20 protein-coding genes are annotated in these 26215 nt (G+C 69.1%); 6 read left to right on the forward strand and 14 right to left on the reverse strand.

The features are described from left to right. Nucleotides 1-58 precede the first annotated feature (58 nt). The 9 genes from ACFV9W_RS02685 to ACFV9W_RS02725 form a co-directional block, all read right to left on the reverse strand. Entirely contained in the window at nucleotides 59-787 is a 729-nt protein-coding gene (locus tag ACFV9W_RS02685; protein ID WP_385754918.1) for a hypothetical protein, read from the reverse strand. Between the two features lie 650 nt (nucleotides 788-1437). Beyond that, a complete protein-coding gene (locus ACFV9W_RS02690) occupies nucleotides 1438-2052 on the reverse strand; it encodes a hypothetical protein (RefSeq protein ID WP_385754920.1) in 615 nt (204 codons plus the stop codon). Nucleotides 2053-2649: 597 nt separating this feature from the next. After that, nucleotides 2650-3678, reverse strand: a complete 1029-nt coding sequence (gene sbnB / locus ACFV9W_RS02695) for a 2,3-diaminopropionate biosynthesis protein SbnB (protein WP_385754921.1) — start codon at nucleotides 3676-3678, stop codon at nucleotides 2650-2652. Nucleotides 3679-3737: 59 nt separating this feature from the next. Next, nucleotides 3738-4496: an AzlC family ABC transporter permease gene (locus ACFV9W_RS02700; protein ID WP_385754922.1), complete on the reverse strand. Its 759-nt coding sequence runs from the start codon at nucleotides 4494-4496 to the stop codon at nucleotides 3738-3740. Between the two features lie 14 nt (nucleotides 4497-4510). Beyond that, complete coding sequence (locus ACFV9W_RS02705) at nucleotides 4511-4828, reverse strand: AzlD domain-containing protein (RefSeq protein ID WP_385754924.1); 318 nt, start codon at nucleotides 4826-4828, stop codon at nucleotides 4511-4513. 3 nt (nucleotides 4829-4831) lie between these two features. Continuing rightward, nucleotides 4832-11284: an amino acid adenylation domain-containing protein gene (locus tag ACFV9W_RS02710; RefSeq protein ID WP_385754926.1), complete on the reverse strand. Its 6453-nt coding sequence runs from the start codon at nucleotides 11282-11284 to the stop codon at nucleotides 4832-4834. A gap of 9 nt (nucleotides 11285-11293) precedes the next feature. Next, the gene (locus ACFV9W_RS02715; protein ID WP_385754928.1) at nucleotides 11294-14413 is read right to left on the reverse strand and encodes an amino acid adenylation domain-containing protein; all 3120 of its coding nucleotides are present in this window, start codon (nucleotides 14411-14413) and stop codon (nucleotides 11294-11296) included. Beyond that, entirely contained in the window at nucleotides 14413-15417 is a 1005-nt protein-coding gene (sbnA, locus tag ACFV9W_RS02720; protein WP_385754930.1) for a 2,3-diaminopropionate biosynthesis protein SbnA, read from the reverse strand. Before sbnA ends, ACFV9W_RS02715 begins: the two co-directional genes overlap by 1 nt. A gap of 348 nt (nucleotides 15418-15765) precedes the next feature. Continuing rightward, a complete protein-coding gene (locus tag ACFV9W_RS02725; RefSeq protein ID WP_385754932.1) occupies nucleotides 15766-16506 on the reverse strand; it encodes a BTAD domain-containing putative transcriptional regulator in 741 nt (246 codons plus the stop codon). A 290-nt stretch (nucleotides 16507-16796) separates the two neighbouring features. Here ACFV9W_RS02725 and ACFV9W_RS02730 point away from each other — a divergent pair, with 290 nt between their 5' ends. Together ACFV9W_RS02730 and ACFV9W_RS02735 are read left to right on the forward strand one after the other, a co-directional pair. Continuing rightward, nucleotides 16797-17879, forward strand: coding sequence for a dihydrodipicolinate reductase (locus tag ACFV9W_RS02730; protein ID WP_385754934.1), 1083 nt, complete (start codon nucleotides 16797-16799; stop codon nucleotides 17877-17879). Between the two features lie 29 nt (nucleotides 17880-17908). Further along, entirely contained in the window at nucleotides 17909-18388 is a 480-nt protein-coding gene (locus ACFV9W_RS02735; protein ID WP_385755501.1) for a carboxymuconolactone decarboxylase family protein, read from the forward strand. Nucleotides 18389-18428: 40 nt separating this feature from the next. Here the strand turns inward: ACFV9W_RS02735 and ACFV9W_RS02740 are convergent, their stop codons facing one another. The 3 genes from ACFV9W_RS02740 to ACFV9W_RS02750 all read right to left on the reverse strand — a co-directional run bounded on the left by ACFV9W_RS02740 (nucleotide 18429) and on the right by ACFV9W_RS02750 (nucleotide 22421). Then, on the reverse strand, nucleotides 18429-20072 hold the full coding sequence (locus tag ACFV9W_RS02740; RefSeq protein ID WP_385754936.1) for a GMC oxidoreductase: 1644 nt from the start codon (nucleotides 20070-20072) through the stop codon (nucleotides 18429-18431). Between the two features lie 137 nt (nucleotides 20073-20209). Continuing rightward, complete coding sequence (locus ACFV9W_RS02745) at nucleotides 20210-21358, reverse strand: fatty acid desaturase family protein (protein ID WP_385754938.1); 1149 nt, start codon at nucleotides 21356-21358, stop codon at nucleotides 20210-20212. A 7-nt stretch (nucleotides 21359-21365) separates the two neighbouring features. Continuing rightward, entirely contained in the window at nucleotides 21366-22421 is a 1056-nt protein-coding gene (locus ACFV9W_RS02750; RefSeq protein WP_385754940.1) for a ferredoxin reductase, read from the reverse strand. An 87-nt stretch (nucleotides 22422-22508) separates the two neighbouring features. Here ACFV9W_RS02750 and ACFV9W_RS02755 point away from each other — a divergent pair, with 87 nt between their 5' ends. Beyond that, a complete protein-coding gene (locus tag ACFV9W_RS02755; RefSeq protein WP_385754942.1) occupies nucleotides 22509-23648 on the forward strand; it encodes a PucR family transcriptional regulator in 1140 nt (379 codons plus the stop codon). Between the two features lie 64 nt (nucleotides 23649-23712). Continuing rightward, complete coding sequence (locus tag ACFV9W_RS02760) at nucleotides 23713-24051, forward strand: thioredoxin family protein (protein WP_385754943.1); 339 nt, start codon at nucleotides 23713-23715, stop codon at nucleotides 24049-24051. Between the two features lie 23 nt (nucleotides 24052-24074). Here ACFV9W_RS02760 and ACFV9W_RS02765 read toward each other — a convergent pair whose 3' ends face one another. Both ACFV9W_RS02765 and ACFV9W_RS02770 read right to left on the reverse strand, forming a co-directional pair. After that, the gene (locus ACFV9W_RS02765) at nucleotides 24075-24290 is read right to left on the reverse strand and encodes a DUF6243 family protein (RefSeq protein WP_385754945.1); all 216 of its coding nucleotides are present in this window, start codon (nucleotides 24288-24290) and stop codon (nucleotides 24075-24077) included. Nucleotides 24291-24408: 118 nt separating this feature from the next. Continuing rightward, nucleotides 24409-24789: a hypothetical protein gene (locus tag ACFV9W_RS02770; protein WP_385754947.1), complete on the reverse strand. Its 381-nt coding sequence runs from the start codon at nucleotides 24787-24789 to the stop codon at nucleotides 24409-24411. Between the two features lie 327 nt (nucleotides 24790-25116). Here ACFV9W_RS02770 and ACFV9W_RS02775 point away from each other — a divergent pair, with 327 nt between their 5' ends. Both ACFV9W_RS02775 and ACFV9W_RS02780 read left to right on the forward strand, forming a co-directional pair. Further along, complete coding sequence (locus ACFV9W_RS02775) at nucleotides 25117-25509, forward strand: hypothetical protein (RefSeq protein ID WP_385754949.1); 393 nt, start codon at nucleotides 25117-25119, stop codon at nucleotides 25507-25509. Nucleotides 25510-25514: 5 nt separating this feature from the next. Continuing rightward, nucleotides 25515-26183, forward strand: coding sequence for a nucleotidyl transferase AbiEii/AbiGii toxin family protein (locus ACFV9W_RS02780; protein ID WP_385755502.1), 669 nt, complete (start codon nucleotides 25515-25517; stop codon nucleotides 26181-26183). Nucleotides 26184-26215: the final 32 nt, after the last annotated feature.

A 26215-nucleotide genomic window follows, 5' to 3' on the forward strand; every position in this document is an offset into this window, starting at 1 on the left:
CCCGGGAGGTTTCCCGGGCCACCGGCCACGGTGTCGCGCAGCGGAGCGGTGCCGCTCCTCAGACCTCGGACCGGGCCCGCCCGAAGGCGAACGCCGCACCGATGACCAGCAGGTACGGGGCTCCGACGAAGAGCGCCATGTACTGGAGGGGGGCGAGCGCCGTCGCCAGGAGGCCAAGGCCGAACAGGACGCTGACCACACCGATCCACCGGCTGACGGCCCCCTGCCGGAACGCGGCCACGGCGAGCGACGCCGCCGTGAGCAGCAGTCCGGTCCACAGCCAGCCGTACGTGCCGAGCTGGGACAGTCCGGCGACGATCGTGTCGGGGTCGGTCTTCTCCCGGTTGAGAACGGCGTGGAACATCTCCGTCCCCATGCCGGTGCCGACCAGGTTCATCACGCCGACGAGCAGCATCCCGAGGTAGGCGGTCATCGGTACCAGGCTTCCGGCCGGACACTGCCGCTCCAGGCGGCGGCGCAGCCCGGCGCCGAACAGGACGGCCCCGAACGCGGCGAGCGTGAAGGCGAACTGGGTCGCGTACACCGCCCACATGGTGGAGTCCTCCAGCTTGCCCACCATCAGCGCGCTGTCCCGGAGGTCGCTCTCCGCGTAGGGCCACAGCGGACCGGCCGCGGCGAAGACGAGCAGCCCGGCGACCCCGGCGGCGATCCCGCCCCAGGCCCAGCCCCGCCCTTCCCCGACCCCTGCCGGACGTTCCGCGCCGCGCTCGGCCTCGCCGGACCGTGCGACGCCGGCCGTTCCCGTGCCTGTCACCGGTGCTGTCATGACGTCTTCCCCCTGTTGTCGGCCGCTCGGTCGCGCAGTGTGCGCTGCCCCGTTCGGCGCCTTGCCGTGCTGTGAGTGCGGGGGCTCCTCCCTCGAACGCGGCCCTCCCCGGCCACCGGCCCCCCGCACACCGCATACGGTCCCGCGCCCGGCGTCCCGGGCGCATGGGCCGGGGGTCCCGGTCCTCCGGGCGATCCGTCCCGGGCAGGGGTCCGCCTCGGAGTTCCTCCTCGGGCGTTTGTCACTCCGGGCAGCGCCCCTCCCCAGTTCCGGTAGCCCCGAGGTCCCGTTCCCCTCGTCCGCGAGGACAAGACCGTTCACCTGGCGCTCGCGATTGAAGTGGGCGGTCGCGCGGCGAGCTGGTCGAGGACGTCGCAGCTGGCCTCGCTCAGCTGCCGTACCGGCCGCAGCTCCCGATAGCGGTCGTCCGCAGCCCGCCCAGCCGGCGGGGCGGCTCCAAGACATCGTCGATGTACTGCACGGCCGTGGTGGACACTCTCGCCACGATCGCGCCGGCACAACGTCAGCGTCCACCGGCGGCCTGAAGCACACGCGTCACGCCGGTTCCGGCGGGCGCCACAGATCGGTGGGGACATGGCGCACCGCCCGTCCGTGGTCGTCGAGGATCCAGCCCATACGTTTGGTGTTGGTCAGAGTTCAGTCCGGGATGGAGCGGACCCAACCGTTGACGACGACATCGCGATGTTGGTTCTGACCAGCCTTGTGATCTCGCTGAGCTGCACCTGAAGGGCGACCATGGCCAGCGCCGGCCCGATCGTGGCCAAGGTCTGGGCGGCACTCACCGAAGTCACGGGGATGAAGCGTGCCTGAGCGATGAAGCGGCCCTGGAACATCACCGTTCCGAGGTTCGCGCCGTCCTTGACGGCGAGCGTCGCGCCGGATCTCAGCAGAGCCTGAGTCGCGTCACTGATCCTGTAGATGCCTTGCGCGCTGGCGAGTGCGTCGCCGAGGTTGCCGGCCACGGTCGCCGTGTTCCCGATCGAGGCGAGGACAGTGGAAATCTGCTTGCGGTCGGCTGCTGATACGAGCCCGAAGTCGAGGAGGTCGGGTTTGAGCTCCGCCGGGATCTTGTCGCCGAAGACAACAGCGATCCCTGGGAGCACCTCCGCTATGACCATCGATGCGGCCGACGAACCAGTGTCCGCCTCGGCTGCCGAATCGTCCCGAGCGGGTGAACCAGCCGTACTGGCCCGGCCGTTCGCCTCCAGCTCCGCGCCCTCCGTCGAGTCCGAAAGGTCCTGCATACGATGTCCTCCCCCGCGAACACGCACAACGGCCGGACGACGTTGGCGTTCACCGCCGGATTTTACGGCTTGGCGCGCCGCGGTTCGGTGGTAGCTAATGCCGAGACAACGTCAGGTATTGCGTCCTGTGGAGGACGGCATTCCGACCTTGCCGTGTCCGGCCACCGCCGCGCCGGACCACGAGTCGCGCTGCTCCCACACATCCCGGCATCCCGCTCGCCAAAGACCGTGCGCTACAGCCATGCGGGGTACCCGCGCGCTTCTATCCCGCCGGATAGCTCTGCGACGACCACCAGCCGTAGTCGATAGGACGGGCCACGCGCGAGAGCGTCCTCCACTCTCCCGACCGCTCCAGCCGCCCGGGGCAGCGGGTACCAAGATCCGGACCATTCCCGGACCAGACCCCGCCCGAGAGCCTTACAAGGCACCGTTTCCCCAGGTCAGCATGGGCACTTCTGCTGTACCGCCAGCAGAGGAAGAACCTTCTTGTTTCATACAGCGCTCAGAATCTTGGGTGCTTCTAGAACGTCAAGATGGGCGTCTGGAGGGACATTTGTTCTTCTGGGCGCCCACAGAGCGGAGCGGCGTCGACGACGGTCAGGCGTAGCGGCTCATGTCGTGGAAGAAGCCCTCGACGGGCGTCGCGAGATCCCTTCGGGTGGCCTCGGCGTAGACGTGCGCGCCCACGGCCAGATCCAGGACGCCGAGTCCGAACGGCGAGAACACCACGGGACGGTCCGTGGGGAGTTCGACCTTCTCCTCCAGTACCTCGTGAAGCGTGCCGTCGATGAACGACCGGTTACCGGAGGCCAGTTCGGCCAGGTGCGGCGACGTGCGCGCCTTCAGGCAGTGCTCGACGTCGTCCACGATGTTCGTCGAGCCAAGGATGATCTCCGGGGCCAGATCGCGCAGGGAGATGTGCAGGACGGTCGGGCTGTGGTCGAACCAGGCCGCGTCGTGCACATGCGGCTCCCCTGCCGTCGTGGCGAAAACGACGAGGTCGCAGGCGCGCACGGCCGTCTCGGCGTCGGGCATGATCCGCACCGTGTCCGCGGTGCCCGTCCCGGTCACGTACGAGGCGAACCGGGTGGCGTACTCGGGACTGTGGTCGTACACGCCGACGGTGTCGAAGTCCCAGCCGGTGCTTGTCAGATACCTGTGGATGTACCGGGCGATCAGTCCCGTGCCGAAGAATGTGATCCGCCGCGGCCGGGGCCGGCCGACGTGCAGCCGGTCGGCGGCGAGGGCTGCCGAGGCGGCGGTGCGCGTGGCGCTGATGATGGAGCTCTCCAGGCACGCGAACGGGTAGCCCGTCTCGTGGTCGTTGAGGATGAGCACGGCGGAGGCCCGCGGCATGCCCGAGGCGATGTTGGCCGGGAAACTGGAGATCCACTTGATGCCGTCGACGCTGAACTCCGCGCCCAAGGATGCGGGCAGCGCGATGATGCGCGCGTCGGGCTTGTCGGGGAAGCGCAGGAAGTAGCTGGGCGGGTTGACGCTCTGCTGCTCGCCGTGGGCCGTGTAGGCACGGGCGACCAAGTCGACGATCTCCTGTTCGCGACCGGCGAGCACCTGGTGGACGGTGGCTCCGCTGATGACGGAGAACTGCGGGGTGTGGTGCGACATGAACTGTCTCCAGAGGCAGGTTGGATGCAGGTGTGGAGCTGGAGAGGCAGGTGGTGGCTTCAGGCGTCCGTGGCCTGGGAGTCCGCGGCCCTGACGCGCCCCTCCCATACAGCGACGCCCACCGTCGCCAGCAATGTCGCCAGGAACAGACCGCTCTGGTACGGGAGTTGGTGCAGAGCCAGGGCGAGTGCGCCGCCCAGCAGGCCCGCCGCGACCGCACGCCTGCTGGTGAAGCAGGAGACGACCAGGCCGATATAGGTGGCGTAGATCGCGAAGTCCAGGCCGAGTCCGTCGATACGTGTGACGTCCTGGCCGAAGAGATAGCCGGTCAGGGTGCTGGAGAGCCAGCCGACGTACATCAGGACGGCGGTTGCCAGGACGTACCAGTGCCGCTGGCCGGTGCGCTCGCAGGTCGCCCCGTCGTACCGCTTGGCGGCGAGCGCGTAGACGGCATCGATCATCCCGAAGGCGAGCACCGCACGCCACGTCGGAGACAGATGCCGGACCTGTGCCGACAGCGCCGCCGAGTAGAAGACGTGGCGCATGTTCACGACCAGGCAGGTCGCCACCACCAGTAACCAGACGGTTCCCGACGACATCAGGCCGATGCCGATCATCTGCGCGGAGCCGCCGTTGACCAGGGCGCTCATCAGCACGGTGTCCAGCAGGTTCAGCCCCGAGTGCTGCGCGACCGTGCCGAACAACAGGCCGAAGGGCAGGGCGCCGAGGGCCAATGGCAGCGCGTCACGCAGCCCGGCGCGGGTCTCCTGGCGGCGGCTCAGCAGCGGGGCGGGCGGCGGAGACGAATGCGTGGTCAAGGGCGGACTCCCCATCACAGCAGGATCTTGGCCACGGCGAACGCGGCGACGGAGGAGGCGAACACCAGGAAGAAGTTGTCCTTCTTGAAGACGCCGACCGCGAAACCGACCAGCGCGCCGATCAGATAGGGGGACAACGGCCCGAGACTGCCGCCGGGCGACTTGGCGAGCACCACGGACGGGACGATGATCGCCATCAGGACGGCGGGCATCACATAGGGCAGCGCACGCTCGACGCCGCCGGGCAGCCGCTCCGGCCCCAGCGGACCGAAGAAGCAGACCCGCAGGGCGAAGGTGACCGCGCCCATGAGCACGATCGTGACGGTGTCCATTGGTCAGACCCCCAGGTCGGTACGGAGGGCGGCCGCGATCTGTTCGGGGTGGGTGGCGTTGAGGTAGTGACCGCCGTCGGCGGCGACCTCGATCCGCACCGTGTCCGCGAACAGGTCCCAGTGGTGCGCGGTGTCCTCGTGGCCCTGCGCCAGCGGGTCGTCGTCGGCGATCAGCACCGTCAGCGCGCAGTCGAGCCGGCTCGCGGGGTGAGCGGTCAGCGCCTGGTGGATGGCACGGGTGGCCTGCGCGGTGTCGTACTGGAACGCACCGGCCAGATCGGCGCGCTCCTGGCGGCCGAGACCCGCGATCTCGTCGAATCCGGTGTGGTCCACCAGCCAGTCGAGGATCTGCTGCTCTGACATGTCGATGACCTCGTTCTCGGCATGGTCCGCCGGGTTCACCGACTTGAGCAGCTTGGAGACCACCAGCAGCGTCCGTACGTCGACTCCGGCGCGGCGCAGCGCGGGCACCGCCACGAGGCCGAACGCGGCCCCGGCACAGTGGCCGAGGAGCGCGACGGGACCGTCCACCGCACCCGCGACCTCTTCCGCGAGGTGCTGGGCGAGCCGCTCGACGGGGACCTGGGCGAGGGTGTCGCCCGCGCCGCGGCCTGGCAGTTCGACGCCGAGCACCCGGACCGGGGCGTCCGCGGCGGCGAGCTCCCTGGCGAGGGAGACGTAGCTGACGGCGCTGCCGCCCGCGAACGGGACGCACACCACGGTCGCCGCGGGCCGCGCACAGGTGGCCCCCGCTGCCGCCGTGAGATCCACGAGCAGGTCACGGGACGTGGCCGCCGTCTCCTTGATGCCGAGGGCCAGTTGGCGTGCTGTCGGGCGGGCCAGCAGATCGCGCAGGACGATGCGGCCCTGAGAGGCGGCGGTGACCTTCATGGCGGCCAGTGAGTGTCCGCCGATCTCGAAGAAGTTGTCGGTCACGCCGACCGATTCCGGTGCCAGGTTCAGCACTTGCGCGAACAGGTCGCGTACCAGCCGCTCCTGCGCGTCGGCGGGCGGCACGGCGTCCGTGCGCTGTGCGGCGGCGAGTTCGTGACGGGCCAGTGCCTTGCGGTCGACCTTCCCGTTGCCGGTCAGCGGGAACGCGTCCAGGCGCACCACGATCTCGGGGTGCATATAGGCCGGGAGCGAGGCGGCGAGCAGCGTGTGGAAGGCGGCCGGGTCGGGCTCGGCGGTACCGGTGCAGAACGCGACCAGGCGCTTGTCGCCGTGGAGTTCGCGGGTCAGGGTGACGGCACCGTCGACCTCGGGCAGCCGCTCCAGCGCGACGTCGATCTCGGAGAGCTCGATGCGGTGTCCACGCACCTTGACCTGGTGGTCGACGCGGCCCGCGCAGTCCAGCGACCCGTCCGGCAGCCGGCGGCCCACGTCGCCGGTCCGGTACATGACCGGCGACAGGTCGTCGAGCGTGTTCGGCACGAAGACGGCCGCGGTGCGCTCCGGGTCGTTGACGTAGCCGAGACCGACGCCGGCTCCGGTCACGCAAATCTCGCCGTAACTTCCGCTCGGGCGGGGCGAGTTGTCGGGTGCGACCACGTGGATCCCGGTGTTGATGACGGGTCGTCCGACCGGGGTGCGCGCCTCCTTCACGGGGCGTTCCATGATGTGGTGCGTGACGTCGTCGGAGGCTTCGGTGGGCCCGTAGGCGTTCACGAGCGGTACGCCGTAGTGGGCGAACCAGCGGTGGGTGAGGGCCGGCGGCAACGGCTCTCCGGTCACCATGGTGAAGCGCAGTTCGGGCAGGGCGACGGGGTGCAGGGCGACCTCGGTGAGCACGGCGTCCAGGTAGGACGGGACGACCTCCAGGATCGTGACGCGGTCCGTGCGCAGCGATGCCAGGAAGGCGCCCGCCTCGACGATCTCGTGCTGCCCGTAGATCACGGTCCGGCCGCCGCGCAGCCACGCGACGAGCAGTTGCCAAACGGAGATGTCGAAGCACTGGGTCGCGATCTGTGCCACCCGGTCGGCTTCGGTGAGCTTGAGGTCGATCTCCTTGGCCAGCAGGTGGTTGAGCATGCCGGAGTGCCGGATGGCCGCGCCCTTGGGCTCGCCCGTGGAGCCCGAGGTGAAAATGATGTACGCGCAATCGCCCGGCTCGGGGCGCACCGGCAGCGGCCGGGCCTCGGCCGACGCGGCGTCCGTGTACGACAGGACATGCAGCGCCGCCACCCGCTCGCTGAAGGCCTTGTGGAGCCGGTCGGCGTCCGCCCGGTCCGCGACGACATACCCGCATTCACTGCGGCGCAGCACCGAGGCGACGCGATCGGCGGGGTGGTCGCGGTCCTGCGGCAGATAGACGGCTCCGCTCTTGAGCAGGGCGAGCACGGTCACCGCCCAGTCGATGCCGCGCGGCAGCATCGTCGTCACCACGTCGCCCGCGCGCACACCTTGACCGGCGAGGAAGCCGGCGAACCGGTCGGACTCTCGATCGAGTTCGGCGTACGTCAGACGTTCTTGCCCGTGCTGCACCGCGATCGTGTCGGGTGTCCGGGCGACGGTCCCGGCGAACGCGTCGACGAACGTGCCCTGCGGCAGCGTCACTTGGGGTCCGGCGAAGTCGCCGAGCGCGGCCAGCTCGGCACTGTCCATCAGGGACGCGCCACGCACCGGCCGCTCCGGCTCGGTGGCGAGCTGGGTCAGGGCCCGGGCGTAGTACGCGCCGATGCGGGCGATCTGGGCGGCATCGTAGACATCGGGGTGGTAGTGGAGGCTGAGCAGCACCTCGTCACAGACGGCGTCCTGGGAGAACTCGGCGCGGAACGGGAACTCCGTCTGCGCGTTGACGACGGACCGCACCAGCGTGAAGCCGTCGCGTTCGCCCAGGCTCTTCAGGACGTGGAAGTGGGTGAAGTTGAAGACCGTCTCGAAGAGCAGGTCGCGGCTGCCGACGGCCCGCTTGATCTCGGCCATCGGGTAGCGGCGGTGCGGCAGCATCCCGCTCTCAGCTTCGTACACGTCGCGCGCCAGGTCCGCCCAGGTGTGCCCGGGTGTCATCGTCAGACGGAACGGCACGGTGTTCAGGAAAAGACCGGGCACGTTCTCGCCCCCCTCGGCCTCGGGGCGCCCTGAGTGCTCGTATCCGGTCAGTACGTCGTCGGTGCCCGCCACGAACCCGAGGACCGCGGTGTGCGCCGCCAGCAGCAGCGACTTGACCGGTATCCGCAGGGCGTGCGCCCGTCGGATCAGCTGGGTGGACAGTCCCTCGGGCAGCGGCACGTCGTGCAGCACCACCGGTGGCAGCTCCGCCGCGGCGCCGGACTCGGCGGTCAGGCGCGGGAGCTGGGTGCGCTCCGCGTCCGCCATCGCCTTGAGCCAATGGGCGCGCTGTTCCTCGGAGTCGAGGGCCTCGCGCTCCAGCGCGATGAAGTCCCGGTAGTCCACGTCGTACGCGGGCGTCTGTGGCGTCCGCCCGTCCAGCAGCGCGAAGTACGCGGCGAAGATGTCGCGGTGGATGGTGTTGACGCTCCAGCCGTCCAGGGCGGCGTCGTGGTAGCTGAGCGAGTACTGGAACCGCTCGGGGGCCACCAGATGCAGATGGACGCGGACGAGGTCGGCGGTGCCGTACACGAAACCGGCCCGCAGCTCCTGGCGGGAGAACTCCTCCAGGGCCGCTGCCTGCTCGGTGTCCGTCAGCCCGCGCAGATCGTGCACCGTCAGTGGGGACGGTGCGTCGGCGTGGACCAGCTGCACCGGTTCGCTGTAACCGTCGAGGTGGAAAGAGGTGCGGAATACCGCGTGCCGACGGGCCACGTGGTCGACGGCCTGCCGGAAGAGGTCGACGTCCACCCGTTCGTCGATGCCGTAGCTGAGGATGTCGTGGTACATGCCCTCGACGCCGCTGCGGGTGGCCTCGTAGATCAGACCGACTTGGAGCCGCGACATCGGATAGGCGTCGCTGATCCCCTCGGGGAGGCGGGCGCGGTCGGCGGCGTCGAGCAGCGCGAAGAGCGCGAGTCGCTCGGAGCCGTCGTCGTTGGCGGGCTCACCGGTTTCGACGACGGTGGCGAGCCGCGCCACGGTGGGGTGTGCGAACAGCGCCTGGAAGGTGAACCGCAGTCCGGCGGCGCGGGCCCGTGCCAGTACTCCGATGAACTTGATCGAGTCGCCGCCGAGTGCGAAGAAGTTGTCGTGGACGCCGACTCGGTCCACGCCGAGCACTTCCGCCCAGATGTCGGCGAGTTGCTGCTCCACGGGTGTACGCGGCGCCACGCTGCCGCCCTCAGGTGTCGTCACGGGCCGCGGCAGCGCCTTGAGGTCGCGCTTGCCGTTGTGGTTGGTCGGGATCGCGGCGATCTCGACGACGTGCCGCGGGACCATGTACGACGGCAGGCGCGTGGCGAGGTGCGCCCGGAAGGCGTCGGCGTCGAAGCCCTCGCCCGTGACGACGTACGCTGCCAGGGCCCGGTCGCCGCCACGGTCCTCCAAGGCGATCACGGCGCAGTCGGCGACCCCGGGGCAGCCGCCCGCGACGTGCTCGATCTCGCCGGGTTCGATGCGGTAGCCGCGCACCTTGACCTGGGTGTCGATCCGGCCGAGGTACTCGATGTCGCCGTTCGGCAGCCGGCGTGCCAGGTCGCCGGTGCGGTAGATGCGGCCGGACGGCTCGAACGGGTTCGGCAGGAAGCGCTCGTCGGTGAGCTCCGGTGCGTTGAGATAGCCGCGGGCGAGGCCCACGCCCGCGATGCAGAGTTCGCCGGGGGTGCCGATCGGTGCCTGGGCGCCCGCGGCGGTGCGGATGTACAGGCGGATGTTGTCGATGGGCCGTCCGATCGGGATCGACCGGGTGGGGTCGACCGTGGTGCACGGCTGGCAGGTGACGTCGACGGCCGCTTCGGTCGGCCCGTACAGATTGACCAGTTCGGCGTCGAGCACCTCCTGGAACAGCTCGGCGTGCGCGACGGCGAGCGCCTCGCCGCTTGCGAACACGCGTCGGACGGGGGCGAGTCGGCCCCCGCTGCCGGTGGCCCGTACATACTGCAGGAACGCGTGCAGCATCGGCGGTACGAAGTGCAGCGTGGTGACGCCGGCCGCCACGATCGCCTCGGCGATCCGCTCCGGGTTCTTCTCGTCGCCGTTCGGCAGCGTGGTCACCGCCGCGCCCGCGAGCGACCACCAGAAGATCTCCCACACCGAGACGTCGAAAGTGAAAGGCGTCTTGTGCAGGATCACGTCGTCGCCGCCGAGCGGGTACGCCCGCTGCATCCACCACAGCCGGTTCACGATGGCGCGGTGCTCGACCATGACTCCCTTGGGTCGGCCGGTGGAGCCCGAGGTGTAGATCACGTATGCGAGGTCGTCCGGGCCGCTCACGGGCTCCAGGTCACGGCTGTCGGCCTGGGTGTCGCCCGCACCGACGTCGAGGACCTCATGTCCGGCGACGACGTGTCGGGTCTCGTCCGTGGTGACGACGAGTGCGGTGCGGCTGTGGTCGAGGAGGTAGTCGACGCGCTCGCGCGGCAGCGTCGGGTCGACAGGCAGATAGGCGCCTCCTGCCTTGAGGACGGCGTAGATCGCGACGAGCATCCGTGCCGAGCGCGGTACGCACACGCCCACGATGCTTCCGGCGCCGACGCCACGGGCGCGCAGCACGCGGGCCAGCCGGTTGGCGGCGGCGTTGAGTTCGCCGTATGTCAGCGCGTCGTCGACGACGGCGACGGTGTCCGGAGCGGCAGCCGCATGTTCCTCCAGGAAGCTGTGGAGCGTACGGGTGTCGGGAAACGGCGCGTCGGTCGCGTTGAACTCGTCTGATATCACGCGGAGTTCGTCCACGTTCGCAGCGAGACGGCCGGCCAGCGGCCGGGCCGGTTCGGCGACCAGAGCGGCGAACAGACCCGCATAGGTGTCGGCGAGCCGCTGCGCGGTGGCCTGGGTGAACAGCCGCCCGTCGAAGTGGACGGTGACGGCGTCGCCGCGTACGTCGAACAGCAGCGGGCAGCCCGCACGCTCCGCGTCGGCCAGGGCGAACTGCCCGTCCAGGGACAGCAGAAGATCGCTGGGCCGGTCCTCGTCGCGGTCGAGCAGGGCCTGTACGGGGATGTCGAGATGCAGCGCGGCGGTCAGGTAGGCGGAGCGCAGCGCGGTGAGGAGCGCGCGGCCCGTGAGGTCGTGGGCGACGGTGAGCGAGACCGGGACCGGTCCGGCATCGGTCGGCAGGAAGACAGTGAGGTCCTGGCGGTCGGTGGCGCGGGCGGCGACCAGCGCGAGCACGGCGCCCGCGAGGATCCGGCGCAACATCGGATCGCCGGCGGTCAGCCGGTCGGCCGCGGCAAGGGCATCGGCGGCCAGGCCGCTGCGAACGCGGGTGTCCCCCTCGGAGCGCGGGCGCAGATGGTCTCGGACCAGGACGGTCGGTTCGGCCCAGGTGTGCCGCTGCTCCTGCCAGTACGCGGACTGCTGGGGGTGGGCACGCAGGGCCTGCTGAAGAGCGATGACGTTACTCATGAAGGGGTCCTAGTAGGCGAAGTCGGCCGCGGGTACGACAGGGGCGGGCGCCGCGGCGGGTACCGGCGCGAGAACGAGGTGGTCGGGGGCGTGCAGCACCTCATCCGTGGCGGCCACGATCTGGTCGAGGAGTGTCGCGGCGGACTGCCGGGTGAACAGGGCCGTGGAGTACTCGAGTTCGAGGCACAGTCCCTCGGGCCGCTGGTAGGCCTGGAGGTTCAGGTCGAAGCGGGCGGTGCCTTGGTGCGGCAGCGTCAGCCTGACGCGGCGGCCGTGTTTGCGGAACGTGTAGAAGTCGATGTTCTGCAGCGCGAAGAAGGCGTCGAACAGGGCGGTGCGGCTCAGGTCACGGCGTGGCAAGAGCTGCCGCACCAACTGCTCGAAGGGGTAGGCCTGATGGGTGAGGGCGGTGCGATGTTCGCGCCCGGACTGTCCCAACAGCTCGGTGATGGTGGTGGCATCGTCGATCCTCAGCCGCAGGGGCAGCGTATTGACGAACATGCCGATCACTCCGTCGAGGTCGGGATGGACCCGGCCGCTGACCGGGCACCCCACGACCAGGTCCTGCTGCCCGCTGATCCGGGCCAGCACGGTGGCATAGGCGACGAGCAGTACGGAGAAGTCGGTGACCGCGTGTGCGGCGGCGCAGTGGGCCACCTCCTGCTGGACCGCCTGGCCCAGCTCCCGCCGGACCACGGCTCCTTGAGTGCTACGGATCGTGGCGCGCGGGTGGTCCGTCGGCAGGTCGAGGGGTTCCGGAATGTCCCGGAACCGCTCCTGCCAGTACTGGCCGTCGGTGGCGAACCGGCCGCCCGCGCCGAGCTCGCGGTTCAGCCACGCGGCGGCCGCCGCGTAGGTCGTGGCCGGCTCCCCGGGAGTGACACCGACGTAGAGGTCGAGCAGTCCGTCGACGAGCAGCGCGAGGGAGACCCCGTCGAAGACGATGTGGTGGATGTCGAGGTACAGCCGGTCGTCCCCGTGCTCCTGAGTGACGAGCAAGGCCCGCAGCAGTGGGGCTCGAGCGAGGTCGAACGGTCGCACGAGGCGCTCAACGGCTGCCTCGTCCGTGGGGACGTCGGCGTTCACGGCGATGTCCAGCGCGACCTCGACGGTTCGCTCGACGATCTGATGGACGGTGTCGCCTTCGGCGAAAAAGCGGGTGTGCAGGGCCTCATGACGCTCTGTCAGAGACTTCAGCGCCGACCGGAGCCGGTCGGGCTCCAGGTGTCCGCTGATGTCCAGGCGCACCGGGATGTTGTAGGCGAGTGACTTCTCGTCGGACTGCCACAGGGCGTAGAGGCCGCGCTGCTGCGGGTGCAGCGGCAGCGGCCCTTCGCCCGCAGCGTCGGGAATGGCCGGAATCGCCGTGAAGCCTTCGGCGCCGCCTGACGCGACCGCGCGGGCCATCGCCCGCAGGGTCCGGGTGGCGAACAGATCCTGGAAGCTGAGCACTCCGCCCGTACCACGGGCGATGCGGCCGATGAGCGCGCCGGCGGTGATGGACGTACCACCGAGCTCGAAGAAGTCGCTCTCGGGGCCGATGAGTTCGGCGTCCGTGGCCAGTACGTCGGCCCAGAGCCGGGCGAGCCGGTCCTCCTCGGGGCCGAGTCGCTCGGTGCGGGGCCGCGCGGCGGCCGGTGCGGGCAGCCGGACGGCGTCGACCTTGCCATTGGCGTTCAGTGGCAGGCGGGGCAGCGCCGTGACACGGTCGGGGCACATGTACGCGGGCAGCCTGCGTCGCAGTTCGGCCAGAACGGTGTGCTCGTCGCATCCGGTGTCCAGGACCGCATAGGCGATCAGGCACTTGCCGTTGCCGTTGCCGGGATCGCGTACGGCGGTGTATGCGTCGCGCACGCCCGGCACGTCGAGCAGCGCGCTGTTGACCTCCTTCACCTCGACACGGTGGCCGCGAATCTTCACCTGGTCGTCGGTGCGGCCGTGGAAGGACAGGACACCGGTGGCGTCCGCGCTCACGAGGTCACCGGTGCGGTAGTGGCGCTCACCGTCGACGTCGACGAAGCTCGCTGTCGTGGCCTCCGGGTTGTGGAGGTAGCCACGGGCGAGCCCGAGGCCCGCGGTGAACAGCTCCCCGATCCGGCCGGGTGCGACCGGTCGCAGGGTGTCGTCCAGCACACGCACCGTGGTTCCCGCGATCGGCCGGCCGATGGGCACGGCGGTGTCTGGGGGTGTTGACACCGGGAAGACGGTGGTGAACGTCGTGTTCTCGGTGGGGCCGTAGCAGTTGAGCAGCCGCAGCCCCGGGCAGGCACCGAGAACCTTGTTCACGTGCGGGCAGGACACGGTGTCGCCGCCGACGAGGAGCGTGCCGAGCCCGTCGAAAAGGGTGACGTCCTCATCGACGAGCTGGTGGAACAGCGGGGTCGTCAGCCACAGTACGGTCGCGTCGGCTTCGCGCAGCGCCCGCTTGAGACGCTCCGGGACGACGAGCGTCTCCTCCCCGACGATGTGGAGCGTCGCCCCGTTCAGGAGCGCTCCCCAGATCTCGAAGGTGGAGGCGTCGAACTCCAGGGCGCCGGTGAGCAGGAAGCGTTCGTCCGAGGAGAAGTCGAAGTAGTCGGTCTCCTTGACGAGGCGCACCACGCCCTGGTGCTCGACCATGACGCCCTTGGGGCGGCCGGTGCTGCCCGACGTGTACATCACATAGGCGAGCGAGTCGGGCGACGCCTCCTGCGGGAGCAGGGCGCGGTGCTCATCCTGGGGTGCGGCGCCGAGCAGGTCGTCGAAGCGGTGCAGCGCCACCCCTTCGGGCAGGGCCGCCGCAAGAGCCGACGCCGCCTGCGGTGCGCAGACAGTAAGCGGTGTCCGCGAGTCGCCGAGCATGCCGGCCAGGCGTTCCGCGGGAAAGTCCGGATTGACGGGCAGATACGCGCCGCCCGCCAGCACGATGCCCAGCAGACAGACGACGGCGTCCGCGGACCGCGGGAACGCCATGGCGACGAGGGTCTCCCGGCGGACGCCGAGTTCCCGCAGCCGCCAGGCCACCCGGTGGGCCTCGGCCCGCAGTTCCCGGTAGGTCAGCCGCTCGTCTCCGAAGACCAGTGCGGGGCGGTCAGGTGTCGCGAGCGCCTGCTGCTCGAACCCTTCCTGAAGGCTCTGCGGCCGCCCCATCAGAGGGCTCCCGTCTCGGAGACGTCGAAATGTCCGCGGACCCACTCGTCGTCGTAGATGGAATCGAGATAGCGCTCACCGAGATCCGGCGAAATGGCGACGACCTTCGTCCCGACACGCTCGTCCGCGATGCGACCGGCCATCCCGGCGAGTACGGTTCCGGTCGATCCGCCGAACAGATAGCCGCGGGCTGCCAGCTTCCTGCACATACGCACCGTGTCGATTTCCGGCACCATGATGACTTCGTCGATGACACTTTCGTCGACGATCTCTGGACGCTTACCGGTACCGAGCCCGGGAATGTGGCGGGCCCCCGCCGGGCCGCCGAACGTGACGGATCCGACGCTGTCGACGGCGATGATCCGCGCGGGGTGCCCGACTTTCTTGAGATAGCGCGCACAGCCGGTGAGGGTGCCGGTCGTGCCCGCCCCGATGAAGACCATGTCGGCGTCCGGGTACGCGGCGGCGATGGCGGGACCGGTGCTCTTGTAGTGGGACAGCCAGTTGTTCTCGTTGGCGTACTGGTTGATCCACAGGACGTCCGGATCGTCCGCACAGACGTTTCGGACGTGCTGGAGCCGGGCGCCGAGCAGCCCTGTGACCGGATCCGAGGTGTCGATGACGACGACGTGGGCGCCATAGGCCTTCATCAGTCGCAGATTGCGATCGTTGCAGCGGTTGTCGGTCACACAGATGAATTCATAGCCGCGGTGAGCGGCGATCATCGCGAGCGCCACTCCGAGGCTCCCGGAGGATGACTCGATGACCTTTCCACCAGGCTTGAGGAGCCCTGTGCGCTCCGCTGCGTCAACCATTTCGGCCGCCGCCTTGACCTTCACGGAGCCGGCGAGGTTGAGTCCCTCGCACTTCACGTGAACATGCTGACCAAAGTGTGCGGAGAGGTCGATATAGACACCGTCGGGAGCGTATTCCGACGGGGAGGACAACAAGCGAGGAGCGCCACGGTCGACCTGCGGGACCGGCGCAGCGAGTGGCTCAGTCATCACTTTCCGGGTGTGCGGTGTGCGCTCTACTTGCGCAGCACACCGACTCATCCGTGAGGACTGGCGAAGGGAGTCGGCTCCGAGTACGTGGCCCCATTGCTCGATGGGCACGTGTTCCGCGTATTCGTAGGACGCATGGGTGCGGTACATATCGACGAGCATCGCAAGGGCTACTGAAACCCCGCTGAAAATCCACTGAGACCGCGACGTCAGTCAATTCCGTTGACCTCGGCGGCGCATTCGGACCTCCGGAACGGCAAGCGGCGGCGCTCCTGGACTTCAAGGAGTATGCACGCCAAGGAGATCCAGTTCCTGGTAGGCGAGACCGGTGGGCCGACGCAGCGGCTCTCAGGCGCCGCGCAGTAGAGTCCCCTCCTGGTGGAGGATCTGCCTGAACCTCCGTTGCAGCCCCGGACCGGGCTCGATCCCCAGTTCCGCGTCCAGGTTGTGCCGGGCCCTGCGGTAGACCCTGAGGGCGTCCGCCTGCCTGCCCGACCGGTACAGGGCGGTCATGAGTTGTTCGCAGAAGCGCTCGTGCAAGGGGTGCTGAGTCATCAGCTGCTCAAGTTCCGGAATCACCTGCCAGTGCCTGCCGAGCCTCAGGTGTGCCTCGACGAACAACTCCCGGCCGATCAGCACCGTTTCCTCGATCCGGGTATACGCGATGCGGCAGATCATGCCGTTCCCCGTATCGACAAGGGCCGGCCCCCGCCATTCGGAGAAAGCGTCGGTGAGCAGCTCGATGGCGCCTTCGCCATCTGTGTTCAGGCGTCGGCCCGCCGCCTCCACGGCATTCGAGAAACGCAGTGCGTCGACGTCCGCGGGGTCTACGTCGAGCAGGTATCCGGAGCGCGTCGTACGGATGACATGCCGGGCTTTCGGGTTGCCGGTCCGTTCGGCGAGGACACGGCGTAATCGTGCGACATGCGATTGCAGGGAGTTGTCCGCGGATTTCGGAGGTTGATCTCCCCAGAGCTCGTCGAGCAGATCAATGGCCGGCACCGGGGTGCCAGGTGTGAGAGCCAGGGCCGCCATAATCGTTCTGAGCTTCTCTCCCGGCAGTTGGACGGGAATGTCCTCCTCGATCACATGAAGCGGCCCCAGTAGCCTCACCTGCATGCGAACCCCCCGGTTTTCCTGCCACGCCGGCAGTGACTGGCATGTGTTCTCGACCGTAGTTCGTCATCCGGGCGCACCCGGATTGGTCCGCGTGCCTCAGCAGCGGGCGTTCCGGGTCACGTCCAGGTGGTCCGCCAGGATCCACAGCCGTCGCCGTGGCCCGCTCCGCCCTCCTCGGCGTCCAGACACAAGTCGCAGCGAAGTGACAACTCAAGCAGCAGGCCTATGAACTGACGACTCGTCAAGTTACGCTCCGGCGCATGACTTCCACGGTGGTCTGGGGCACCGGGAACGTGGGACGCGCGGCGATCCGAGCCGTCGACGCCCACCCCGGGCTCGAACTCTGCGGCGTGCTCGTGCACGACCCCGCCAAGGACGGCCGCGACGCGGGCGACCTGGCCGGTTGCGACCACGCCCTCGGTCTCGCCGCGACGACGGACGTCGACGCGGTGCTCGCGGCCCGGCCCGGCGCCGTCTTCTACGCGGCCTCCGGCGAGCTGCGCCCCGACGAGGCCCTCGACGACATCTGCCGTGCCCTGCGCGCCGGTGCCGTCGTCGTCTCCCCCGCCCTCTATCCGCTCTACGACCACCGCAGCGCACCGCCCGACTTCACCGATCCCGTGCGCGCGGCCATCGCGGAGGGCGGCGGCTCGCTGTTCGTGTCCGGCGTCGATCCGGGCTGGGCCAACGACGTGCTGCCCCTGCTGGTCAGCGGTCTCGGCACCCGCGTCGACGCGCTGCGCTGCCAGGAGATCTTCGACTACTCGACGTACGACCAGGAGGACTCGGTACGCCACCTCGTCGGCATGGGACACCCCATGGAGTACGAGCCCCTGATGCTGGCGGAGTCCGTGCCGACGATGGTGTGGGGCGGGCAGCTGAGACTGATGGCGCGGGCGCTCGGGGTCGAACTCGACGAGATCCGCGAGACGTTGGAGCGCCGGGCCCTGGAGAGCGACGTCACGACGACGGCCATGGGCGACTTCGCCGCGGGCACCCAGGGCGCGGTCCGCTTCGAGGTGCAGGGCGTCGTGGACGGCGAGGTGCGCATCGTCGTCGAGCACGTGACACGGATCCATCCGTCCTGCGCGCCCGACTGGCCGGTGCCGCCCGGCGGCGGGGCCGGCGCGCACCGGGTGATCGTCGAGGGCCGCCCGCGCATCGAGGTCACCGTCCAGGCCACCGACGAGGGCGGCAACCACGCGGCGGGCGGCAACGCGACCGCCGTCGGGCGGCTCGTCGGCGCGATCGACTGGCTCGTGGCCGCGCCGCCCGGGCTCTACGACGCGCTCGACGTGCCCGTCTCCCCCGCCGTCGGCCGGCTCGGAAGGAAGCAGCCATGACGGAAGCAGCGACGACATCGGAAGCAGCCATGAGGATCGACATACCTGCCGGGCAGGAACCCATTCCGTACGTGTGGGGCGAGATGGTGCCCGGCATCGGGCCCGCGGCGGCGCAGTTCTCCATGGCGGTGTACGACCACTCGACCCTGGGGCTGCGGGAGTTCGAGGCCGCGCGGCTGCGGATCGCACAGATCAACGGGTGCCTGTTCTGCCTGGACTGGCGCACCGAGCGGGACGGCGTACGGGTCGAGGAGTCGTTCATCGACGCCGTCGAGGACTGGCGCGAGACCGACGCGTTCGACGAGCGGACCCGGCTCGCCGCCGAGTACGCGGAGCGCTACGCCGTCGACCACCACGGCCTGGACGAGGAGTTCTGGACGCGGATGACCGCCCGCTACAGCCAGGCCGAGATCGTCGAGCTGAGCATGGCCATCGGCTCCTGGCTGGCCTTCGGACGGCTCAACCACGTGCTGGGGCTCGACTCGGTGTGCGCCCTGCCCAAGCCGTGACCTGCTGTCGGACGGTCGCGACGGGGGCAGGGCGCGGCCGTCACAGATCAGTGGCGACGATCTTGGCGATATTGCGCTCGGCGAGCGCCGTGATGGTCACGAACGGGTTGACGCTGGTGTTGCCCGGGATGAGCGCGCCGTCGATGACGTACAGGCCCGCATAGCCGTGCAGGCGGCCGTAGTTGTCGGTCGCCTTGTTCAGCACGGCGCCGCCCAGCGGGTGGTACGTGAGGTGGTCGCCCCAGATCTTGTACGTACCGAACAGGTCGGTGCGGTAGATCGTGCCCTCCTTCGCGTTGATCTTGTCGAAGATGGTCTTGGCCATGTCGATGCCCGACTGCTTCCATGCCTTCTGCCAGCTCAGATCCACGCCGCCCGACGTCGGGTTGTACGTGAACGCGGCCCGGTGCGGGATCTTCGTGATGGACAGGTAGAACGACGCGTACGTCTCGATGCCGGTCGGCAGCGGAGCCACTTCGGCGAAGGCGCCGCCCGCGGCCCAGTTGTCGATTCCGGCGGTGGGGATCGACGACTGGAGCGAACCGGTGGGGTCCCACATGTGGTTGGCGCGCCCGCACATGACGTTGCCGTTGTCGCCCCAGCCCTTGCCGATCTCACCGTTGAGCGCGGGCAGGACGCCGGTCGCCTTGAGCCTGGTGAGGAGCTTGCTGGTGCCGACGCTGCCCGCGGCGAAGAAGACACGCTCCGCGGTGACCTCCTTGGTGGCCGTGACGGTGCCGGTGGTGTCCAGCTGGTCCATGCGCACGGTGTAGCCGCCGCCGGCGGCCGGGGCGACCGAAGTCACCTTGTGCAGCGGGGAGATGGTGACCTTCCCGGTGGCCGTGGCGCGCGCGAGGTAGGTCTGCTGAAGTGACTTCTTGCCGTGGTTGTTGCCGTAGAGGATCTCGCCCGCGAGCGCCGACTTCGGCACCGTCCCCGCGGCCTCCTGCTTCATGTAGTCCCAGTCGTACACGTCGGGTACGAACACGAAGGGGAAGCCCGAGCGCTGGGCGTGCTTACGGCCGACGCGCGCGTACTGGTAGCACGCGGCGGTCTCGAACCAGTTCGGGTCGATGGTGGCGACGCCGAGCCCCGCGTTGGCGCGCGGGTAGTACGTGCCGTACATCTCGGCCGCGTCGACGGACGGCAGGATCGCCGCGAAGTTCTCCCGCTTGGGCGTCACCGCCATGCCGCCGTTGACCAGCGAGCCGCCGCCGACGCCGCGGCCCTGGTAGACGGTGATGCCCGCGAAGTCCTCGGCGTCCAGGATTCCGGTGTACTTCGGGACGTCCTTGTCGAGCGGGAAGCCGAGGAAGTTGCTCAGGGGCTGCTTCGTTCTGGATCTCAGCCAGAAGGATCTCTTGTCGGGCGTGGTGGTGTTGGCGAAGATCTTGCCGTCGGATCCCGGGGTGTCCCAGGCCATGCCCATCTCCACCATCCGCACGTCGACGCCGGCCTCGGCGAGCCGGAGCGCGGCCACGGAGCCGCCGTACCCGGTGCCGATGACGAGGGCGGGCAGGTGTGCCCCGTCGGCGACGGAGGCGACGGCGGCCGCGGTGGAGCGGTCGGCCGCGGCGGCGTGGCCACTGAGGGCCACGGCGCCGAGAACAGAACTTGTTCCTGCGAGGAAGCCTCGGCGGGAGATCCCGCTACGGGCCACTTCGGGACGGGTTGAGTCGGTCATTGCACGTTCCTCACTCTCTACAGAATGGGAACGAGTTCTACTGTTGATAGGTAATCAAGTCGATGCATACCGATAGGTAACGTGCACCCAATTCGCGCCAACTTCTACCGATCTTGGACACCGACCTGGATCCGACCTCAGGAAGCCGCGACGAGCTCCCGGTCACGGCCCGGCGTGTTGGCCGTCGGGTTCTGGGCCGTCTTGTTCGGCTTGCTCGTCTTGTTCGGCAGGGAGAGCCGGAAGACCTTGTGCCAGGCGGAGAAGACCTGCTTGGGCAGCGGCCCGGTGACGTAGTCCAGCTCGTACTTCTCGAACAGCGCGCGCACCTTCACCGCGACCTCGGCGTACCGGTTGCTCGGCAGGTCCGGGAAGAGGTGGTGCTCGATCTGGTGCGAGAGGTTGCCGGTCATGAAGTGCATGGCCTTGCTGCCGCTGATGTTCGCCGAGCCCATCATCTGGCGCAGATACCACTGGCCCCGCGTCTCGCCCTTGATCGACCGGCGCTCGAAGACCTGCACGCCCTCGGGGAAGTGCCCGCACATGATCACCGAGTGGGACCAGATGTTGCGGACCAGGTTCGCGGTGAACGTGGCGGCGAGCGTGGGGAGGAACGAAGGGCCGGACAGCGCCGGGTGGATCACGTAGTCCTTGAGCACCTGCTTGCGGATCTTGCGGCCCACGGCCTTGGCCCGCGCGCGGAACTCCGGGTTCTTGCGGCGGCGCTTGCTCAGGTTCTTGCCGAGCTCCAGGTCGTACGCCGCGATCCCGTATTCAAAGAAACAGGCGTTGATGAAGTTCCACACCGGCTGGCCGAGGTGGAACGGGTGCCACTTCTGGTCCTCGTCGACGCGCATGATGCCGTAGCCGAGGTCGTTGTCCTTGCCGATCACGTTGGTGTACGCGTGGTGCAGCTCGTTGTGCGAGTGCTTCCACTGGTCGGACGGCGAGACGTGGTCCCACTCCCAGGTCGTGGAGTGGATCTTCGGGTCCCGCATCCAGTCCCACTGGCCGTGCAGGATGTTGTGGCCGATCTCCATGTTGTCCATGATCTTCGCCACGGACAGACCGGCGGTGCCGATCAGCCAGGCGGGCGGGAACATCGAGAACAGCAGCACGCCCCGGCTGGCGAGCTCGAGCGTGCGCTGCGCCTTGATGACCTTGCGGATGTAGGCGGCGTCCTGCTCGCCGCGGCCGGCGATCACCTCGTCGCGGATCGCGTCCAGCTCGCGGCCGAGTTCCTCGATCTGCTCCGCGGTCAGATGGGCGGTGGGGTCGATGGCGGTCAAGGTGCTCCTACCGTTCGATGTCACAGGGGCCCGCGGCGGCGGACACGCAGGTCTGGATGAGGACGCCCGGCTCGGCCTCGGTGATCTCGCCGGTGCGCAGGTCGCGGACGGCGCCCGCCTTGAGGGGCGTGACGCAGCCGAAGCAGATGCCCATGCGGCACCCGGAGGGCATGAGGACGCCGGTCTCCTCGCCGACGTCAAGGAGCGGCGTGGCGCCGTCCGCGTCGACGGTCTTGCCGGTGACGCTGAACGTGACCTCGCCGCCGTCCCCGGCAACGACGACGCTGGGGCGGAAGCGTTCGGTGTGCAGGCGCTCCTGGACGCCGTGCTCGGTCCAGTGCTCTTCGGCGGCGTCGAGCAGGCCCGCGGGTCCGCAGGCCCAGGTCTCGCGCTCGGTCCAGTCGGGCACGAGTTCGTCGAGTCGGGCGATGTCGAGCACGCCGTCCGTGTCGGTGTGCAGCTCGGTGAGCCGCAGCTTCTTGGCCGAGACGAGGTCGTGCAGTTCGTCGCGGAAGATCACGTCCTGCGGCCGTGGCGCGCTGTGGATCATTACGGCGTCGTCGAACCCGGTGTCGCGCAGCATGCCCATGACGGGCGTGATGCCGCTGCCCGCCGTGAGGTAGAGCACCTTGGTGGGCTTGGCCGGCGGCAGCACGAAGTCGCCGGTCGCCTGGTCGAGGTGGATCAGTGTGCCCGCTGCCGCCCTGCGGACCAGGTGGTTGCTGACCTTGCCGTCCGGGATCGCCTTCACGGTGATCGTGAACCGGCCGTCCTGGCGGCGGGTCGGCGAGGTGATGGAGTAGGCGCGCCACAGGCGCACCCCGTCGACGTCGATCCCGATCCGTACGTACTGACCGGCCGTGTGGCCGCGCCAGCCCCGGCCGGGCCTGATCACGACGGTCGCGGCGTCATCCGTCTCGCGGTGCACGGCCTCGATGCGCCCCCGCAGGTCGGCGCCCGCGCGCAGCGGGCTGACCAGGTCGAGGTAGTCCGACGGCAACAGCGGCGTCGTGACCATCTCCAGCAGTTTCCACGCCCTGCTGCGGAGGGCTGTACTCGTCATGGGTCCAGCTTGGTGCGTCTCAAGGCGTAAAGTCCTGACCGCAGGACGTAAATCTGGTCGACTGAATTGTTCGCAGGGAACAAAAACGTGAGCCAAGCAATCCGGAGGGCCAGCGAGCTGACCCTGGACGAGACGACGGTCACAGCGCTTCGGTCCGCGCTGAGGACCACCGCCGACGAGATCGTGCAGGCGATCATCGACGAGGTCCCGCCCTACGCGAACGCCCTGTCGGGCAGCATGGGCGGCACCATCCGCCGGGCCGTGCGCACCGCGCTCGGGCACTACCTGGACCTCGCGAGCGGGAGCGCCAGCGGTGGCGACGCCAGTGACGCGGCGTACGAGCTGGGCCGCGGCGAGGTGCGCGACGGCCGTTCGATGGATGCCCTGCTCAGCGCCTACCGGGTCGGCGCCCGCGTGGCCTGGCGATGCCTGGCGGCGGGCGCCGTACCCGCGGGGCTGCCCGCCGCAGAGGTCGCCAAGTTCGCCGAGCTGACCTTCGCCTACATCGACGAGCTCTCCGCCGCGAGCGCCGCGGGCCACGCCGACGAGCTGGCCGCCCGCGGCCGGGCCCACGAGCTCCACCTGGAACACCTGGCCCACGACCTCCTCGCCGGCGCGAGCCCCGACGTACTCCTCGCCTCCGCGCAACGGGCGGGGTGGCAGCCGCCGGATTCGCTGACCGCGGTCCTGCTCCCGGCCGCCCAGGCCCGGCCCGCCTACCGCTCCCTCGACCCGAGCACCCTGGTCCTCGACGATCTGCCGGACGCGACGGGCGTGCTACTCGTCCCCGATGCCGACCGATCACGTCTCGTGCGGCAGCTGACCGACCGCACCGCCGTGGTCGGCCCTGCCAGGCCGTGGACGCGTGCGTCCGCCTCGTACGCGCGAGCCGTACGCGCGCGCTCCCTCTCCCCCGACATTCGCGACACCGAGGACCACCTGCCCGAGCTGGTGCTGAGCGCCGACGCGGACGCGTTTGCGGACCTACGTGCCCGGGCTCTCGCTCCACTCGGCTCCTTGCCTGCCGCGACCGCACGACGCCTTGAGGAAACGCTGCGGGCGTGGCTCCTTCACCAGGGCAGGCGGGACGAGGTGGCGGCGGCGTTGTTCGTCCATCCCCAGACGGTCCGGTACCGCATGTCGCAGCTGCGGGACCTGTTCCCGGATCTCCCATCACCGCACCGGGTCCTGGAACTGACGCTGGCGGTCGGCCTTCGGGGCGCCTGACGCTTACGCCGCCCCAGGGCCGATGATGGACACGGCATGACGGAACACAAGGTCAGGAGCTTTCATGACGAAGCGGGTCCACCGACCCCGTGAGGACGCGGAATTCGATTTCATCCTCAAGATGAGCCGAATTCCGGTCCTCGCGTACTTCGCCGGGTCCTGGCCCAAGGCCATCGAGCCCTGCCGGGTGATGGACCTCGTCGTGGGCGGCATCGCCGACGAGTACGCGGACCGCCTCACGGCGGTCCGCGCCGACATCACACGCTGCCCGGCCGCGACCGCGCGCTACGGGATCACTGGTGCCCCGTCCTACGTCCTGCTGAAGGAGGGCGAGGCGGTGGCACAGGGCGCGGGTCCCATGAGCACCACCGAGGTACGGGAGCTCCTGGCCAGCCACGTGTGAGCGAGGCCGCTCACACCGCCGCGTCAGCTCTCTGCGGGGGCGTCGCCCGACTGCTCGGCACCCTTGGGTGCGCTGGCCTTCTCCCGCATCTTGCGCACCAGCTCCGCCTTCTTCTCGGCAGCAACCCCGCGATCGAAGTTGCGGTGCGGGCCATGGTTCTGCCGTTCGGTGCGGGACTGCCTCTTGCGCTGGCCGCCCCCCATGCCCACGGGGTTGTTGATGTTCTTGCTGTCGGTCACGAGTTCTCCCGGAATGGTGCGAAGCGATTGACGTTACCTGGTTCCGTCGGCCCCGCCCACCACAATCTTCACTGCGCCGGTTTCCGGGCAGCGCGAGAACTCGTCGGCGAAACGGATGTCAGCATTGGTTGGGCACGTTGCCCGTCTCGCTCCCCTTCAACAGGCCGCCCCAGATCCAGCTCGAACCCGAGCCGAGCAGAACCCACTTGTTGTGCGAGATACCGTTCTGACTCACCCACTGGCCATATGCCCAACATATGGCGCTGAGCTGGTAGTTGGCGGGGACCGAGTAGTTGATGCTGCACTGAGTGGACGCACAACTGCGAATGTTCGCACCGGTCCACGTCGTGACCCACGTGTTGGCGAGCGTCACGTCGCCCTTCGCCGGCCGGGGCTCCGGGGCGGCGGGGGCCGTCGCCGAGGCAGTGGGCGCGAACATCCCGGCGGCGGCCAACAGTCCCGCCGCGACCGTCGTGATGACCTTGGCTCTCGCACGCATGACACGCATAGGAAGAACCCCCTGTTGAAGGCGATCTACTGGGATATCCAGCGTGAAAGACGCTAACGGGCATCAGTCGACCCAGTTAGTCATGTACCGGCCAATACCTGAATGAGAGGCGCGGCTCCGCTACGCCTGCACCGGGTATCGACTTCACGGGCACCTGACCTGCGATGTGCCAGAAATCCCCCCAGGTGGCTGCAACGGGCACTCAACCACTGCCGACCGACAACTCGTTACTGCCTCCGCCATGGACAACAGCCAGTGACGTTGGCTCTATGGATGGAGACACAAGCCTCGTCCCTGAGCGGCCGCCATAATGGCGGCATGACCTCCCACTCGCAGCAGTCTGGCCCCGGGACCAGGGGCCTCTCCGGCGCGGACGCCGAGGATCTCGCGCTGTACCGGGAAAAGTTCCGGCGCCGTCTACCGGAGTCACTGGACGAGCTGAACGGACCGACCCACGGTGTCGTGGAGCTACCACTGCACCTGGCATGGTCCGGCATGACCTCGTACGACCTGGGAAAACCTCGCCAGCGCATGGGCCTGTACCGCACTGTCCTGCACGAGGGCCTGCACGACGACCTCCCCAGGCACCTCAACCGGGACGTGCTCCTCGAATTGTGGCCGGTGCTGCGCACTCTCATCGGTCGCACCGTGCGCACCGTGTGGGAGGACGCCTTCCCCGAGCTCGTCTCCCGTACCCGGGTGGTCGCGTGACGGACATGCCGGACCTGCACGCGCGGCTCCTGGCGGATGTGATCGCCCTCGGTTCGCCATATCCTCTGGTCCTCACCGGTGGGTATGCAGTGAGGGCGCACCGCCTCGTGAATCGCCCCAGTCAGGATCTGGATGTCGCCACCGAGAACCCGGCGCCCATGGCCGATATCGCGGCCGCACTTCTCAGCGGTCTGACAGCCCGAGGCTGGAAGGTACACGCGCTGGAAACTGCCCCGTTGTCCGCTCGCTTTACTGTGACGGACCCCGGCACCGGGCAAGAGTGCGAGGTCGACGTCCTGAAAGAAGTTTTCTGGCGGCCAGTGGACCAGAGCCCATACGGACCTGTCCTCGCCGAGGAGGACGTGATCGGGACCAAAGTGCGCGCCCTGGCCGACCGTGGAGCGCCGCGCGACCTGATCGACGTGTACGCAGCCTCCCACCGCTGGAGCAACGCCGAGATCGAGGAGTTCGGCCGCCGACACGCCCGCGGCCGTTTCGAACGCGAGGACCTCCAGGCGAACCTGACGGGCGCCGAGTGGACCGACGACGACGCCTTCGCCGCCTACGGCCTCGACGATGCCACTATCGCCTCTCTGCGCAATTGGGCTGTGGAATGGGCCGACGACCTCTCGGCCCGCTTCCTCGAAGAGTCCGGTGACCCCGACGCCGACTGATCATGCCCCAGCGGGCGGCGCAGGCATTGCGC

Source organism: Streptomyces sp. NPDC059897 (assembly GCF_042730865.1).
In the GTDB taxonomy this organism is placed as follows: Bacteria; Actinomycetota; Actinomycetes; order Streptomycetales; family Streptomycetaceae; genus Streptomyces.